Origin of the sequence: Micromonospora sp. NPDC047548 (assembly GCF_040642975.1) — a bacterium.
In the GTDB taxonomy this organism is placed as follows: Bacteria; Actinomycetota; Actinomycetes; order Mycobacteriales; family Micromonosporaceae; genus Micromonospora.
On record NZ_JBEYTI010000005.1, the window covers coordinates 1 to 14,498 of the forward strand.

The 14,498-nt window shown below is 74.7% G+C and carries 12 protein-coding genes and 1 pseudogene; 9 read left to right on the forward strand and 4 right to left on the reverse strand.

All coding sequences use genetic code 11. The features are described from left to right. The first annotated feature begins 311 nt into the window (after positions 1-311). Positions 312-1,169 (forward strand): formate dehydrogenase accessory sulfurtransferase FdhD, encoded by an 858-nt coding sequence (gene fdhD / locus ABZ807_RS06775; RefSeq protein WP_357153746.1) that lies wholly within the window; start codon positions 312-314, stop codon positions 1,167-1,169. Positions 1,170-1,174: 5 nt separating this feature from the next. On the opposite strand, the gene ABZ807_RS06780 is transcribed toward fdhD, so the two are convergent. Continuing rightward, positions 1,175-2,233, reverse strand: a complete 1,059-nt coding sequence (locus tag ABZ807_RS06780; RefSeq protein WP_357153748.1) for a DUF4192 domain-containing protein — start codon at positions 2,231-2,233, stop codon at positions 1,175-1,177. A gap of 185 nt (positions 2,234-2,418) precedes the next feature. Between ABZ807_RS06780 and ABZ807_RS06785 the strand changes: the two genes are divergently transcribed. The 5 genes from ABZ807_RS06785 (at position 2,419) to ABZ807_RS06805 (ending at position 9,138) form a co-directional block, all read left to right on the forward strand. Further along, positions 2,419-3,333 (forward strand): fructosamine kinase family protein, encoded by a 915-nt coding sequence (locus tag ABZ807_RS06785; RefSeq protein WP_357153750.1) that lies wholly within the window; start codon positions 2,419-2,421, stop codon positions 3,331-3,333. Then, the gene (gene moaA / locus ABZ807_RS06790; protein ID WP_357153751.1) at positions 3,330-4,340 is read left to right on the forward strand and encodes a GTP 3',8-cyclase MoaA; all 1,011 of its coding nucleotides are present in this window, start codon (positions 3,330-3,332) and stop codon (positions 4,338-4,340) included. Before ABZ807_RS06785 ends, moaA begins: the two co-directional genes overlap by 4 nt. Positions 4,341-4,343: 3 nt before the next feature. Then, on the forward strand, positions 4,344-4,589 hold the full coding sequence (locus ABZ807_RS06795) for a MoaD/ThiS family protein (protein ID WP_357153753.1): 246 nt from the start codon (positions 4,344-4,346) through the stop codon (positions 4,587-4,589). Positions 4,590-4,601: 12 nt separating this feature from the next. Continuing rightward, positions 4,602-5,849, forward strand: coding sequence for a metallophosphoesterase (locus ABZ807_RS06800; RefSeq protein WP_357153755.1), 1,248 nt, complete (start codon positions 4,602-4,604; stop codon positions 5,847-5,849). 94 nt (positions 5,850-5,943) lie between these two features. After that, the gene (locus ABZ807_RS06805; RefSeq protein ID WP_357153757.1) at positions 5,944-9,138 is read left to right on the forward strand and encodes a UvrD-helicase domain-containing protein; all 3,195 of its coding nucleotides are present in this window, start codon (positions 5,944-5,946) and stop codon (positions 9,136-9,138) included. Positions 9,139-9,272: 134 nt separating this feature from the next. Here the strand turns inward: ABZ807_RS06805 and ABZ807_RS06810 are convergent, their stop codons facing one another. Both ABZ807_RS06810 and ABZ807_RS06815 read right to left on the reverse strand, forming a co-directional pair. Next, positions 9,273-9,914 (reverse strand): A24 family peptidase, encoded by a 642-nt coding sequence (locus tag ABZ807_RS06810; RefSeq protein WP_357153758.1) that lies wholly within the window; start codon positions 9,912-9,914, stop codon positions 9,273-9,275. Between the two features lie 11 nt (positions 9,915-9,925). Further along, positions 9,926-10,909, reverse strand: coding sequence for an EamA family transporter (locus ABZ807_RS06815; RefSeq protein WP_357153760.1), 984 nt, complete (start codon positions 10,907-10,909; stop codon positions 9,926-9,928). A 294-nt stretch (positions 10,910-11,203) separates the two neighbouring features. On the opposite strand from ABZ807_RS06815, the pseudogene ABZ807_RS06820 reads away from it, so the two are divergent. Further along, positions 11,204-11,683 (forward strand): annotated as a pseudogene (locus ABZ807_RS06820) (flagellar basal body protein FliL); the annotation flags it as partial. Positions 11,684-11,835: 152 nt separating this feature from the next. Beyond that, complete coding sequence (locus ABZ807_RS06825; RefSeq protein WP_357153762.1) at positions 11,836-13,077, forward strand: ATP-binding protein; 1,242 nt, start codon at positions 11,836-11,838, stop codon at positions 13,075-13,077. A gap of 21 nt (positions 13,078-13,098) precedes the next feature. On the opposite strand, the gene ABZ807_RS06830 is transcribed toward ABZ807_RS06825, so the two are convergent. Beyond that, positions 13,099-13,644 carry an N-acetyltransferase gene (locus ABZ807_RS06830; RefSeq protein ID WP_357153765.1) on the reverse strand — a complete coding sequence of 182 codons (546 nt, stop codon included), beginning with the start codon at positions 13,642-13,644 and terminating at the stop codon, positions 13,099-13,101. 134 nt (positions 13,645-13,778) lie between these two features. Between ABZ807_RS06830 and ABZ807_RS06835 the strand changes: the two genes are divergently transcribed. After that, positions 13,779-14,324, forward strand: a complete 546-nt coding sequence (locus ABZ807_RS06835; RefSeq protein WP_357153767.1) for a DoxX family protein — start codon at positions 13,779-13,781, stop codon at positions 14,322-14,324. The last annotated feature ends 174 nt before the right edge of the window (positions 14,325-14,498 follow it).

Sequence of the window (14,498 nt, forward strand, 5' to 3'; positions counted from 1 at the left end):
CCGACGCACGGTGCTCACCGAGCGGCCAACCCGCTTGGCGAACTCGCCGATCCGATAAACGCTGCTCACAACAGTCAACTGTAGACAGCTCTAAGCGGAGAAGCAACCACTAGTCGCTGCTCCTCCGCCCGGCGTACGTCGGAGTCAGTGTCGCAGTCGAACCAGGGCGGCGGTGGTCGTGTCGGGGCCGCACCGCCCGCGAGCACCACCGCCGCGTACGCCGTCACCGCGCCACCGTAGCCCCGCGCGGACCCGTCCGCCCCCGCCACGTCGCCGTGCGGGTCGCCGGGCGCGCGGGGGAGGATGGCGGGATGGGACGGGCGACTGACCGGCGGAGCGTGCTCCGCATCGATCTCGACGCGGTGGCCGACGGACGCGCTGCGGTGCGCCGGCAGGACGCCGTCTCGGTGGAGGAGCCGCTGGAGATCCGGGTCGGCCCGGCCGGCCCGGGCCGACGCCGGCCGCTCGCGGTCACCATGCGCACCCCCGGCGACGACATCGACCTGGCGATCGGCTTCCTGCTCACCGAGGGGCTGATCCGGTCGACCGGGGACGTACTCACCGCCCAGCTCTGCGCCGGGGCGGAGACCCCGAACACCTACAACGTGGTGGACGTGGTGCTCGCCCCGGGCGTGCCGGAGCCCGCCACCGACCCGTCGCGGAACTTCTACACCACCAGCTCGTGCGGGGTCTGCGGCAAGGCCAGCATCGAGGCGGTGCGGACCCGGTCGTCCTACCCGGTGGCGGAGGACCCGCTGACCGTCCGGGCGCACGTGCTCGCCGCGCTGCCGGACCGGTTGCGGGCGGCCCAGCGGGCCTTCGACCGCACCGGTGGCCTGCACGCGGCGGGGCTGTTCACCGCCGACGGCGAGCCGGTGGTGCTGCGCGAGGACGTCGGCCGGCACAACGCGGTGGACAAGGTGGTCGGCTGGGCGGTGCGGGAACGCCGCCTCCCGCTGGCCGGGCACCTCCTGCTGGTCTCCGGCCGGGCCAGCTTCGAGCTGACCCAGAAGGCGTGGATGGCCGGCGTGCCGCTGCTCGCGGCCGTCTCCGCGCCCAGTTCGCTCGCCGCCGACCTGGCCGGGGAGGCCGGGATGACGCTGGTCGGCTTCCTGCGCGGCCGGACGATGAACGTCTACGCCGGCGGGCACCGGGTGCTCGTCGACTGACCGGCTCACCCGATGCCCCGTCGTACGCGTCGTGGGCGGCGGGGACGGCGGCGGACCACGCCCGGCTCACCGACCGCCGGCCAGCCGTCCAGCTCGGACGGGGGCACGCCGCGCCGGAGCAGGTCGTCGAGGAGTTGGGCCAGGGAGTAGTCGGGGTGGGTGGCCAGCGCGCGTTCCAACGCCACCGCGGCCAGGGCCCCCTGCCCGGCCCGCCAGGCGGCGAAGGCCAGCAGGCTCGCCGGCGCCGCGATCAGCTCGTCCTCGGCGCGCCGCAGCACGTCGCCCCAGAGGCTGATGTCCTCCTCCCGACCGTCGGTGCGTTCCCAGGCGTGGTCGCGGACCGGGAGGTGGGTCAGGAGCAGGCTCAGCCAGGCCACCTGGTCGTCGGTGAGCCGGGCGCTCCGGCGGTACGCGCGAAAGGCTTCCCGGACGGCGGCGACCCCGGCCGCCCGGACCGAGCGACCGCCGAGCAGGTCGGCGGCGGGCGCCTCCGCCAGCAGGGTGAGCAGTCGCCGCTCGGCCCGGACGCCGGCCCGCCGCATCGCCGCCCGGTCCTGCCCGTCGGCGGCCCCCACCTGGGCGGTGAGGGCGGCCCGGTCGGGCAGCGCCACCTGACCGGCGAAGACCGCGGCGGCGCTGACCTCGCTGCTGCCCGGGTCGTACGGGGTGCCGTCGGGCGGGCAGCACGCCGCCTCGGCGCACAGGTACGACCAGTACCGACCGTCGGTCACCCGCAGCGCGTCCAGCACGGTCAGGCCGGCCGTGGTCAGTGCCGCGCGTACCGCGTCCACGGTCGGGGTGACCCGGTCGGCCGGGCCGTACCCGACGACGGTGGCGGCGTCGGCGTCCTGCCGGCCGAGGACGTCGCCGAGGTGGCCGGCGGGCAACCGCGGGTCGGCGCCACGGTCGGGCAGGTCGGCGCGGGCGGCGAAGACGACCCGCTGGGCCCGCATCGCCACCACGACGACGCTGTCGGCGGGGTAGAAGCCGAGCAGGTACGGCACGGCAGCGAGGAGGTCGGCGGGCGAGCGGACGGTGAGCCGGGGGCGGTCGGTCGCGGTCATGCCGGCAGCCTGCGGCTCCCGGGACGCACCCGACAGACCCTGTGGACGACACTCGGGTTATCCACAGACACGGAGAGTGTTCCCGCAGGTGGGCGCGATCCACCCGTCGCGCCGATCCACCCGTCGCGCCAGACCACCCGTCGCGCCGGACCACCCGGAGCGCGCGGAACGGCTACCTTGCGCTGATGGACCTGGCGTACCTGCGGACGCACCCGGAGCACCTGCCGACGTTCCTGACCCACCAGCGGATCCGGGAGACGCCGGTCTCCGGCGGGAATGTCTGCGCCGCCTCCCGACTCACCCTGGACGACGGCCACTCCGTCTTCACCAAGACCTGGCCCGAGCAGGCCGACCGGCCGGTGCCGGAGGGCTTCTTCGCCACCGAGGCCGCCGGGCTGTGCTGGCTGCGCGCGGCGGGCACGGTGGCCGTACCGGAGGTGGTGGTGGCGCTGCCGGAGCTGCTGGCGCTGGACTGGGTGGAGCCGGGCGAGCCGTCCCCGGAGGCGGCCGAACGGTTCGGCCGGGAACTGGCCGGTATGCACCGGGCCGGGGCGTCCACGTTCGGCGCCGACCGGCCCGGCTTCATCGGCCCGCTGGAGCAGGACAACACCCCCGACGAGGGGCCCTGGCCGGACTGGTTCGCCCGACGCCGGCTGCTGCCGTACCTCGAGCTGTCGGTGGACGGCGGCGCGCTCGGCGACGCGGAGGCCGCGCTGGTGGAGCAGGTCGTCGCCCGGATCGGCGAGTTCGGCGGCGACGAGCCGCCGGCCCGGGTGCACGGCGACCTGTGGCCGGGGAACGTGCTCTGGGGCGCGGACGACCGGGCCTGGCTGGTCGATCCGGCGGCGCACGGCGGGCACCGGGAGAGCGACCTGGCCCAGCTGGCCCTCTTCGGCGGCGCGCCGCACCTCGACCGGATCGTGAGCGCGTACCGGGAGGAGTGGCCGCTGGCCGACGGCTGGCGGGAGCGGCTGCCGCTGCACCAGCTCCACCTGCTGCTGGTGCACACCGCCGCGTTCGGCGCGGTCTACCGCGACGCGGTCACCCGGGCCGCCCGGGCCGCGCTGGGCGGGACCGGCCGCGCTACGGTCGACGGGTGACTGCCGCCCCGACCGACGGCGTCCTCGTCGACCGGTACGGCCGCGTCGCCCGGGACCTGCGCGTCTCGCTGACCGACAAGTGCAACCTGCGCTGCACGTACTGCATGCCGGCGGAGGGTCTGCCCTGGCTGGCCGGGCCGCAACTGCTCGGCGACGACGAGATCGTCCGGCTGATCCGGGTCGCCGTGGAACGGCTCGGGGTGACCGAGGTCCGCTTCACCGGCGGCGAGCCGCTGATCCGGCCCGGGCTGGCCGGCATCGTCGCCGCGGTGGCCGCGCTGGCGCCCCGCCCCCGGATCTCCCTCACCACCAATGGCATCGGCCTGGGCCGGCTCGCCCCCACGCTGCGCGCGGCCGGGCTGGACCGGGTCAACGTCTCGCTGGACACCCTGGACCGCGACCGGTTCACCCGGCTGACCCGGCGGGACCGACTGGCCGACGTGCTCGCCGGGCTGGCCGGGGCCGCCGCCGCCGGGCTCACCCCGGTGAAGGTCAACTCCGTGCTGATGCGGGGCGTCAACGACGACGAGGCTCCGGCGCTGCTGCGGTTTGCCCTGAACCACGGCTACGAGCTGCGGTTCATCGAGCAGATGCCGCTGGACGCCCAGCACGGCTGGGACCGGGCCACCATGGTCACCGCCGACGAGATCCTGGCCTCGCTGGCCGGCGAGTTCGCCCTGACGCCGGACCCGGCCGAGCGGGGCGCGGCCCCGGCGGAGACCTGGCTGGTCGACGGCGGGCCGGCCCGGGTCGGGGTGATCGCCAGCGTAACCCGGCCGTTCTGCGGCGACTGCGACCGGACCCGACTCACCGCCGACGGCCAGGTCCGGGCCTGCCTCTTCGCCACCGAGGAGTCCGACCTGCGCGGCGCGCTGCGCGGCGGGGCCGACGACGCCGAACTGGCCCGCCGCTGGCGGGCGGCGATGTGGGGCAAGCGCGCCGGGCACGGCATCGACGATCCCACCTTCCTGCAACCGGCTCGGCCGATGTCGGCGATCGGAGGCTGAACCGTGGACCTCACCGTCCGCTACTTCGCCGGGGCAAGGGCCGCCGCCGGCCGTACCGAGGAGACCACATCCGCGGGCAGGTCGTTGGACGAACTGCTCGGTGAACTCGCCCAGCGGCACGGGCCGCGGCTGGCCGCCGTGCTGGAGGTGGCGAGTTTTCTGGTCGACGGGGTGCACTGCCATGATCGGGGGACGCCGTTGCCGGCCGGGGTCACGATCGACGTGCTACCCCCCTTCGCGGGCGGCTGAGAGAGGGCTGGCATGTTGGCGATCCTGGCGTTCGTGGCCACCCTGGCCCTGATCACCGGTCTGATCCACTTCTACCTGTGGAAGCGGCTGGTCAAGGACACCACCCGTCCGGGGCGATGGCGGCGGATCGGCGGCGTGACCGCGCTGGTGCTGGCGCTGCTCGTACCGGCCACGATGGCCGGCACCCGGGCCGTCGGGGCGTTCTGGCTGGCCTGGCCGGGCTACCTCTGGCTGGCGGTGATGTTCTACCTGCTGGTCCTGCTGCTGGTGCTGGAAGTGCCGATGGCGGTCGCCCGGCTGGTGCTGCGCCGCCGGTCGGCAGTCGCCGAGTCGACCGCCGCCGCGCCGGAGCCGGTGCTGGTCGGGGCGGCCGGCACCGCCGACCCGCCGGCCGTCGAGGCCGTCGACCAGCCGGACCACGACGCCTCGCGCCGGCTGCTGCTCGCCCGGGGCGCGGCGATCTTCGCTGGGCTCACCGCCGCCGGTGTCACCGGGTACGGCGTCCGGGTCGCGACAGGCCCGCCCGAGCTGGACCGGGTCCGCATCCCGCTGGCCAAGCTGCCGCGCGGCATGGACGGCCTGCGGATCGCCACCGTCTCCGACATCCACCTCGGGCCGCTGCGCGGGCGGGAGCACACCGAACGGATCGTGGCCGCGATCAACCGCCTCGACGCCGACCTCGTCGCGGTCGTCGGCGACCTGGTCGACGGCTCGGTCGCCGAACTGGGCGAGGCGGCGGCGCCGCTGCGCGGCCTGCGCTCCCGCTACGGCAGTTTCTTCGTCACCGGCAACCACGAGTACTACTCCGGCGTGGAGGAGTGGGTCCAGGAGGTGGACCGGCTCGGCCTGCGCGTGTTGCAGAACCAGCGCCAGGAGATCCACGCCCGGGGCGGCGTGCTGGACCTGGCCGGCGTCAACGACGTGACCGCCGCCGGCACCGGCCTGGCCGCGCCCGCCGACTACGCGGCTGCGCTCGGCGACCGCGACGCGAGCCGCCCGGTGGTCCTGCTGGCCCACCAGCCGGTCGCCGCGCACGAGGCGGCGAAGTTCGGCGTCGACCTCCAGCTCTCCGGGCACACCCACGGCGGCCAGATCGTGCCGTTCAACCTGGCCGTCAAGCTCCAGCAGCCGGTCGTCTCCGGCCTCGGCGAGGTGGACGGCACCAAGGTGTACGTCACCAACGGCGCCGGCTTCTGGGGCCCGCCGGTGCGGGTCGGCGCCCCTCCCCAAATCACCCTGGTCGAGCTGCGCGCCCCATAGCGCGCCCGGGCAGCGGAGTCCAGCACCGGATTACTCAGGTCACGCCTATGCGTGGCGGCGGGCGGGTAGTGGACCGGCCATGACAGGATGCGGCGTGCCCCCGTTCAGCGCCGCACCCCCCGGTGGCGTCCCGCCGTTCGTCGCGGACCTGCACATCCACTCGAAGTACTCGCGCGCGTGCAGCCGCGATCTCACCCTGCCCAACCTCGGCTGGTGGGCCCGGCGCAAGGGCATTGGCGTGCTCGGCACCGGGGACTTCACCCACCCCGCCTGGTACGACCACCTGCGCGAGACGCTGCACCCCGCCGAGCCCGGGCTCTACCGGCTCAGTCCCGAGGCGGAGCGGGACATCGCCCGCCGGCTGCCGCCCCGGCTGGCCAGCGAGGCGGAGACGGACCCGGTCCGGTACCTGCTCAGCGTGGAGATCTCCACCATCTACAAGCGGGACGACCGGACCCGGAAGGTCCACCACCTGGTCTACCTGCCCGACCTGGACGCGGTGGCGAGGTTCAACACGGCGCTGGGCCGGATCGGCAACCTCGGCTCGGACGGCCGGCCGATCCTCGGCCTGGACTCCCGGGACCTGCTGGAGATCACCCTGGAGGCCAGCGGCGACGGCTACCTGGTCCCGGCGCACATCTGGACGCCCTGGTTCTCCGCGCTCGGCTCGAAGTCCGGCTTCGACGCGATCGCCGACTGCTACGCCGACCTGGCCGAGCACGTCTTCGCGGTGGAGACCGGTCTCTCCTCCGACCCGGAGATGAACTGGCGGGTCGGCAGCCTGGACCGCTACCAGCTCGTCTCCAACTCCGACGCGCACTCCCCGCCGGCGCTGGCCCGGGAGGCGACGGTCTTCGCCTCCGGCCGCGACTACTTCGCGATCCGGGAGGCCCTGCGCACCGGCGACGGGCTGGCCGGGACGATCGAGTTCTTCCCGGAAGAGGGGAAGTACCACGCGGACGGGCACCGGCTCTGCGGCGTCAACTGGTCGCCGGAGCGGACCAGGGCGGCCGGTGGCTGCTGCCCGGAGTGCGGCAAACCGCTGACGGTCGGCGTGCTGAGCCGGGTCGAGGAGCTGGCCGACCGGCCGGCGGGACACCGCCCCGCGCACGCCCGCGAGGTCACCCACCTGGTGCCGCTGGCCGAGATCCTCGGCGAGATCAACAGGGTGGGCGCCCGCGCCAAGAAGGTCGAGGGAAAGCTCAACGAGCTGGTCGCGGCGCTCGGCCCGGAGCTGGAGATCCTCACCCGTACCCCGCTGGACGAGATCGGGCGGGTCGGCGGCGAACTGCTGGCCGAAGGCATCGGTCGGCTGCGCCGCGGCGACGTCCACCGGGTGCCGGGCTACGACGGCGAGTACGGCGTGATCACCCTCTTCGACCCCGCCGAGTTGGGCGCGAAGGCGACAGGAACGCAGGCGGAGACGCTCTTCGACGTACCCGTGCCGGCGCAGCGCCGGCCCGCGGGGCCGGCGGCGAAGGCGAAGGCCGGGCGCCCGGCGGCACCGAAGGCGGAGCCGAAGCGGAAGGCCGCACCGCCGCCCCCGCCGCCGATCGCGCCGGCACCCTCGCCGCACGAGCCGTTCGAGCCGATGCTCGCCGGCATGGAGGAGGTCGGCACCGGCCTGCTCGACCGGTTGGACGCGATGCAGCGGGTGGCCGCGTCCGCGCCGGGTGGCCCGCTGCTGATCGTGGCCGGCCCCGGCACCGGTAAGACCCGGACCCTGACCCATCGGATCGCCTACCTCTGCGCGGAGCTGAACGTCTTCCCCGAGCAGTGCCTGGCGATCACGTTCACCCGGCGGGCCGCCGAGGAGCTGCGACACCGCCTCGACGGGCTGCTCGGCCCGGTGGCCGAGGACGTCACCGTCGGCACGTTCCACTCGCTCGGGCTGGCCATCCTGCGCGAGAACGCGGAGGCCGCCGGGCTGCCGGCGGACTTCCGGATCGCCGACGACGCGGACCGGGCGGCCGCCCGGACCGAGGCCGGGGACGACCCGGACCGTTACACCGCGCTGCTGCGCAAGCAGGACCTGGTCGACCTGGACGAGCTGCTGACCCTGCCGGTGGCGCTGCTGAGGGCCGACAAGAAGCTGGTGCGTGCCTACCGCGAGCGCTGGCGGTGGATCTTCGTCGACGAGTACCAGGACGTCGACGCGGTCCAGTACGAGCTGCTGCGCCTGCTCAGCCCCGCCGACGGCAACCTCTGCGCGATCGGCGACCCGGACCAGGCGATCTACTCGTTCCGGGGTGCGGACGTGGGCTACTTCCTGCGCTTCTCGCAGGACTTCACCGATGCCCGGCTGGTCCGCCTGAACCGCAACTACCGCTCATCGGCGCCGATCCTCGCCGCCGCCGTGCAGGCCATCGCGCCGTCGTCGCTGGTGCGCGGCCGCCGGCTCGACCCGGCCCGGCTCGACCCGGAGGCCCCGCTGGTCGGTCGCTACCCCGCAGCCTCCGTCTCCGACGAGGCCGATTTCCTGGTACGCACCATCGACGAGCTGGTCGGCGGCCTCTCCCACCGGTCGCTCGACTCCGGACGGATCGACGGCCGGTCGACCACGCTCTCGTTCTCCGACATCGCGGTGCTCTACCGCACCGATGCGCAGGCCGCCCCGATCCTGGACGCCCTCGCCCGGGCGAACATCCCGGTGCAGAAGCGCTCGCACGACCGGCTGCGGGACCGGCCCGGGGTGACCGCCATCGCCCGGGAGCTGCGGCACGCCGAAGGCCTCGGCGGCGGCCTGCCCGCCCGGGTACGCCTCGCCGGTCAGGTGCTCGCCGAGCGGTTCGCCGCGCCCACCCTGGACGGCTCCGGCGCGGTACGCCCCGAGGATGTCCGCACGGCGGTCGACCTGCTCACCCCGCTGGCCCGCCGCTGCGGCGACGACCTGGGGCTGTTCCTGTCCCAGCTCGCGACCGGCGCGGAGGTCGACGCGCTCGACCCGCGCGCCGAGGCCGTCACCCTGCTCACCCTGCACGCCGCCAAGGGGCTGGAGTTCCCGGTGGTCTTCCTGGTCGGAGCCGAGGACGGGCTGCTGCCGCTGCGCTGGCCCGGCACCGAGCCGGACGCCGACGCGGTCGCCGAGGAGCGGCGGCTCTTCTTCGTCGGCCTGACCCGCGCCCAGGACCGGCTCTACGTCAGTCACGCCGACCGCCGGGTACGGCACGGGTCGGAACGGGAGTGCCGGCCGTCGCCGTTCCTCGACGTGATCGACCCCGGGCTGTTCGAGCGCTTCGGCGAGACCGAGCCCCGCCGGCCGAAGGACCGCCAGCTTCGCCTGATCTGACCGGCCTGGCCCGCCCCTACGGACGGTGACCTCCGTCCGAGCGGAGATCCCGGCGACCTCCCCCTGCCGACGCGCCCGGCGCTGCATGTCGGCGATGTGCGCGCATCGGGGCGTCCACCGGACACCGCCACCGGTCAGGCGAGCAGCACGGCCAGCCAGGCGCCGGCGAGCAGCGCCGGGCCGAACGGCAGGGCGGTGTCCCGGCGTACCCGTCGGGCGGCCAGCAGGGCGAGCACCACCACGCCGTTGAGCAGGTGGGGCAGGAGCATCCCGAGGCCCAGGGTCGACCAGCCCAGCCAGCCGAGCGGCAGGCCGAGGGCGGCGGCAAGCTTCACGTCGCCGAAGCCGAGCCGGGCGCCGGGCAGCAGCGCCAGCACCACGTACCCGGTGAAGGAAAGCGCGGCCCCGGCGAGGGCGACCGCCAGGCGGCCCGGCGTGCCGGCGGCGAGGGCGGCCACGCCGAGGCCGGCAGCGCCGCCGAGGGCGGCCGCACCCACCAGCGGGTCGGGCAGCCGCAGGCAGGCCAGGTCGATCACCGCCAGGACCACACCGGAGCCCGCCACCAGCAGGTACGCCGGCAGGGCCGGATCCGGCCCGAGTGCGGCGGCCAGCCCGGCGAACACCATCGCCCCGACGAGAGCCCAGCCGCTCGCCGACCAGGCCGCGGTGGCGGCGGACAGGTCCGGGGTGGCGGCGAACCGGCGGGCGACCGCCGGCGCCGCCGCGCCGACGAGCGCGCCGCACAGCGCGGCGGAGGTCACCAGCCCGACGGACACGGGCCGGGACGTTACCGGTGCGCCGGTTCCGCGGCTGTCCCGTCGGCGGCCTCCGCCGCCGGCCGCCGAGGTCGCTCGGTGCTCACCACCAACGCCACGCCCGCCACGATCACGGCGCCGCCGAGCAGCACCGGCGCGGTGACCGGCTCGGCGACCAGCAGCGCGCCGAGCCCGACCGCGACGGCCGGATTGACGTAGGCGTACGTGGCGACCAGCGAGATGGGCGCGTGGTGCAGCAGCCAGACGTACGCGGTGAAGGCGACCAGCGAGCCGGCCACCATCAGGTACGCCAGCGCCGCCCAGGACCGGGCGGTCACCTCGGCCGGCGAGAAGTCGCGCAGCTCGCCCCGGGTCAGGGCGACCACGGCGAGCGCCGCCGCGCCGGCGAACATCTCGTACACGGTGGCGACGAACGGGTCGGCGGGCATGGACAGCCGGCCGGAGAGGAACGAACCGATCGACCAGCAGGTGGCCGCGGCGACCACGGTGAGCGCGCCGGCCAGCGGCACCGCGTCCGTACCGCCGGTGGGGAGCACCAGCAGCACCAGGCCGAGGAAGCCGAGCACCACCCCGGCGAACGTCCACCCGGGCGGCCGGTCCCGGGTGGCCGTGCGGAGCAGCACCACCAGCAGCGGGACGGTGGCCACCAGCAGCGCGGCGATGCCCGACTGCACGGCCACCCCGGGCGGACCCGACTCGGCGAGCACCACCAGGCCGTTGCCGCAGGCCAGCAGCAGCACCCCGACCAGTGCGGCGGAGCCGAGCTGACGCCGGTCGACCCGCAACGCCCCCGGACCGCGGCGTACCCGCAGGACGACGGCGAGTACCAGGCCGGCGACGGCGAACCGGAGGGTGGCCGAGGCGAACGGCGGAATGGACTCCACGACGATCCGGATGCCGAGATAGGTGGAGCCCCACAGGACATAGACCAGCACCAGCGCCGTCCAGATCAGGCCGGGCCGGGTCGGTGTCGCACTCGCGGGCGGTGAGCTCATCGGGGGACCACGCTACGGTGACCACGGCGTCGGTGTCCCGCGCGGGTGGCCGGCCTCTCAGCACCGAGTACGCAGGAGGCGTGCATGGCGAACTACGGACCACCGGGTGGCGGCGACCCGGAGCCGTGGGGTGGACGACGCCCCGACGACGCGTACGGCGCCGCACCGGATCCGCATGGCACGCCCGGTTTGGGCGAGCCGCCCACCGGCTACCAGCCCTACCCGCAGGCCGGTTACGCGGCCACCGAGGTCCACCCGCCCACCGAGCCGTACCGGTCGGCCGGCCCGGCCGGGTACCTCGGCGACCAGCCGCCGCAGCGCCCGAAGCGGGGCCGGGGTCCACTGGTCGCGGTGCTGGCCGTGCTGGCGGTGTTCGTCCTCGGCGGCGCCGCCGCGCTGTGGTACCTGGCCGGTCGGGACGACGCACCGGCGTCGACCGCCGCGCCGACCGCGTCCGCGGAGCCGGGCGCGGCGCTGCCCGGGTCGGCCGAGCCGGCGCCCACCACCCCCGCGCCGGCCTCCTCCGCCGACCCGCGCTTCGTCAAGGCAGGGCAGTGCGTCCGCAACGAGGGCCCGTCGGGTGGCAAGCCCAGGCTGCTGATCAGCGACTGCGCCCCGCAGACGTACGAGGTGCTGCGGCGTTTCGACGGGGAGACCAGCGGTGAGCAGGACGCCGAGGCGAAGTGCGCCAAGGTGGCGGGCTACACCAACTGGTACTTCTTCGACAGCGAGTTGGACACCCTCGACTTCGTCCTCTGCCTGAAGCAGCGCTGATCCCATCCGCGAGGACGAGACCAGGCCAATCTTGAGCTGTCTAGCGTGGACGCTAGACAGCCCTAGATCTCTGTCGAGACCGGGAGACACGCCGGTAGCCCCGTCTACGCATCTCTAGTCTCGCGGCTAGACGGCCCGATACTGTGCGATGCGTGGATCCGGTCCGCAACCCGTACGCCCCCGGCGCCGGCCAGCGCCCGCCCGAGCTCGCCGGCCGGGGGCGGGAGCTGGACGTCTTCGACGTGGTCCTGGAACGCATCGCCCGGGGCCGCCCCGAGCGCAGCCTGATGCTCACCGGGTTGCGGGGCGTCGGCAAGACCGTGCTGCTCAACACCCTCCGCTCGCAGGCGATCAACCACCTCTGGGGCACCGGCAAGATCGAGGCCCGGCCCGACCAGTCACTGCGCCGACCGGTGGCCGCCGCCCTGCACATGGCGGTCCGCGAGCTGGCCCCCCGGCACCGCGCCCCGGACCGGATCGACGCCTTCCTCGGCGTGCTCAAGGCGTTCGCCCAGCGCTCGGCGCCGACCGGGCGCGGGGCCGCCGCCCCGAAGCTGCGCGACCGCTGGCAGCCCGGCATCGACGTACCGGCGAGCAGCGGCCGGGCCGACTCCGGCGACATCGAGATCGACCTGGTCGAGCTGCTCAGCGACGCGGCGGGGGTGGCCACCGACGTCGGCACCGGGATCGCCGTCTTCATCGACGAGATGCAGGACCTCGGCGCGGAGGACGTCTCCGCGCTCTGCGCCGCCTGCCACGAGCTGTCCCAGCTCGGCGCGCCGCTGATCGTGGTCGGTGCCGGCCTGCCACACCTGCCGGCCGTGCTCAGCGCCGCAAAGTCCTACTCCGAGCGTCTCTTCCGTTACCAGCGCATCGACCGGCTCGACCGGATCGCCGCCGACCTGGCGCTCTGCGCCCCGGCCGAGCGGGAGGAGGTCGAGTACGAGCAGAAGGCCCTCGACCTGCTCTACGAGAAGTCCGGCGGCTATCCCTACTTCGTCCAGGCGTACGGGAAGGCGACCTGGGACCACGCGCCCCGCTCGCCAATCACCGCTGCGGACGTCCGGGTGGCCGCGCCCGAGGCGGAGGCCGAGCTGGCGGTCGGCTTCTTCGGCTCCCGGTTCGAGCGGGCCACCCCGGCCGAGCGCGAGTACATGCGCGCCATGGCGACGCTCTCCCTGGTGGAAGGGGAGGCCGACGGCGGCGGCCGGGACGACATGGACGCGGCCGTGCCGACCGCCGAGATCGCCCGGGCGCTGGGCCGCAAGCCGGCCAGCCTCTCCCCGGCCCGGGACGCGCTGATCAAGAAGGGGCTGATCTACTCCGGCGAGCGGGGCACGGTCGCCTTCACCGTCCCACACTTCGGCCGCTACCTGCGCACCCAGCCGACCTGACCGCCGCCTCGGCCGTTGGCCTCAGACGCGGGACCAGGGCGCCGGAAAGAACACCTCGCCGCGCGGCGGCGGCCCCTCGCCGCTGGCGCTCGCCGGCAGCGCCAGCGCCTGCCACGGTTCCCCCAGCCCGGACCACGGGCTGGTCAGGCCCATCCGGTCCGCCCGGCTGAACCCGAAGCGCCGGTAGTAGGCGGGGTCCCCGAGCACCACCACCAGGCACTCGCCCAACTCGGTCGCCGCGTCCAGCACGGCCTGCACCGCCGCCGTGCCGTGCCCGACCCGCTGCCGGTGCGGGGCCACCGCGACCGGCCCGAGCGCCAGCGCCGGGGCGCGGACGTCGTCGGACCGTACGAAGACCCGGCTGAGCAGCGCGTACCCGACCACCTCGCCGCCGTACTCGGCCACCATCGCCAGCTCGGGCAGCCACGCGTCACCGTCGCGCAGCTCATCGACGAGCGCCACCTCACCCGGAACGGCGGCGTCCGGGCGGGCGAAGGCGGCGGCCAGCACCATCCGGACCGGACCGGTGTCCGCCGGGTCCTCGGGTCGCAGCCGCAGGGTCGTCACCCGCGCGACGTTACCGGTCGAGGCGGGTCCATCAGCGACGGTCGCTCGGATCGGCGTGGCGCGGCGTCCATGTCGGCCGATCCGGATCGGCCGTTGCCGGGGTAGCCGACGCCCCGACGGGGTATGACTGATCCATGAAACCCGTGCGCTCCCTCGCCCGCGTCATGTTGAGCGGCATCTTCGTGGTCAGCGGCGCCCGCAACTTCCAGCACCCCCAGCCTCTCGTGCCGGCCGCCCAGCCGATCACCGACCGGATCGCTCCGTTGATCTCCAACGCCGCGCCCCAACTTCCCACCGACACCGCGACACTGATCCGCGCCAATGCCGCGGTGCAGGTCGCCGCCGGTCTGATGCTGGCCAGCGGAAGGTTCGCCCGGCCGGCCGCGCTCGTGCTCGCCGGCACGCTCGTGCCGATCACCGCAGCCGGGCATCCCTTCTGGAAAAACGACGACCCGACGATGCGCAGCAACAACCAGGTGCACTTCCTGAAGAACCTCGGGCTCTTCGGCGGCCTGCTGCTCGCCGCCGCCGACACCGAGGGGAAGCCGGGTCTGCGCTGGCGAACGGGCCACCGCATCGGCCACTCTCGACGTTCCGTGACCCGCGCGGTGCGCACCGCCCGACGGGAAGCGCGGATCGCCGTCCGCTCGGCGTCTGCGGCCCGGCGACTTCCGGGCTGACCTGCGTCAATACGGCCGCCACCCCCGCAAGGCCGCGAATCACCTGAACCACCCGAGTGCTGTTAACACGGTGGAAATATCAAAAACATGTGTGGGATCGGACACGGTCGCATAACGCGGGAGGCATCAACGTGAGGCGCCGTTCTAGGCTCCGTACCGGACCTGGACGGATAG

Bases quoted from the DNA above. Each gene is read 5' to 3' on its own strand.
- ABZ807_RS06780 (WP_357153748.1), bottom strand. From the start codon at position 2,233: ATGACCGCGACCGACCGCCCCCGGCTCACCGTCCGCTCGCCCGCCGAC.
- ABZ807_RS06785 (WP_357153750.1), top strand. From the start codon at position 2,419: ATGGACCTGGCGTACCTGCGGACGCACCCGGAGCACCTGCCGACGTTC.
- ABZ807_RS06835 (WP_357153767.1), top strand. From the start codon at position 13,779: ATGAAACCCGTGCGCTCCCTCGCCCGCGTCATGTTGAGCGGCATCTTC.
- ABZ807_RS06800 (WP_357153755.1), top strand. From the start codon at position 4,602: ATGTTGGCGATCCTGGCGTTCGTGGCCACCCTGGCCCTGATCACCGGT.
- ABZ807_RS06815 (WP_357153760.1), bottom strand. From the start codon at position 10,909: ATGAGCTCACCGCCCGCGAGTGCGACACCGACCCGGCCCGGCCTGATC.
- fdhD (WP_357153746.1), top strand. From the start codon at position 312: ATGGGACGGGCGACTGACCGGCGGAGCGTGCTCCGCATCGATCTCGAC.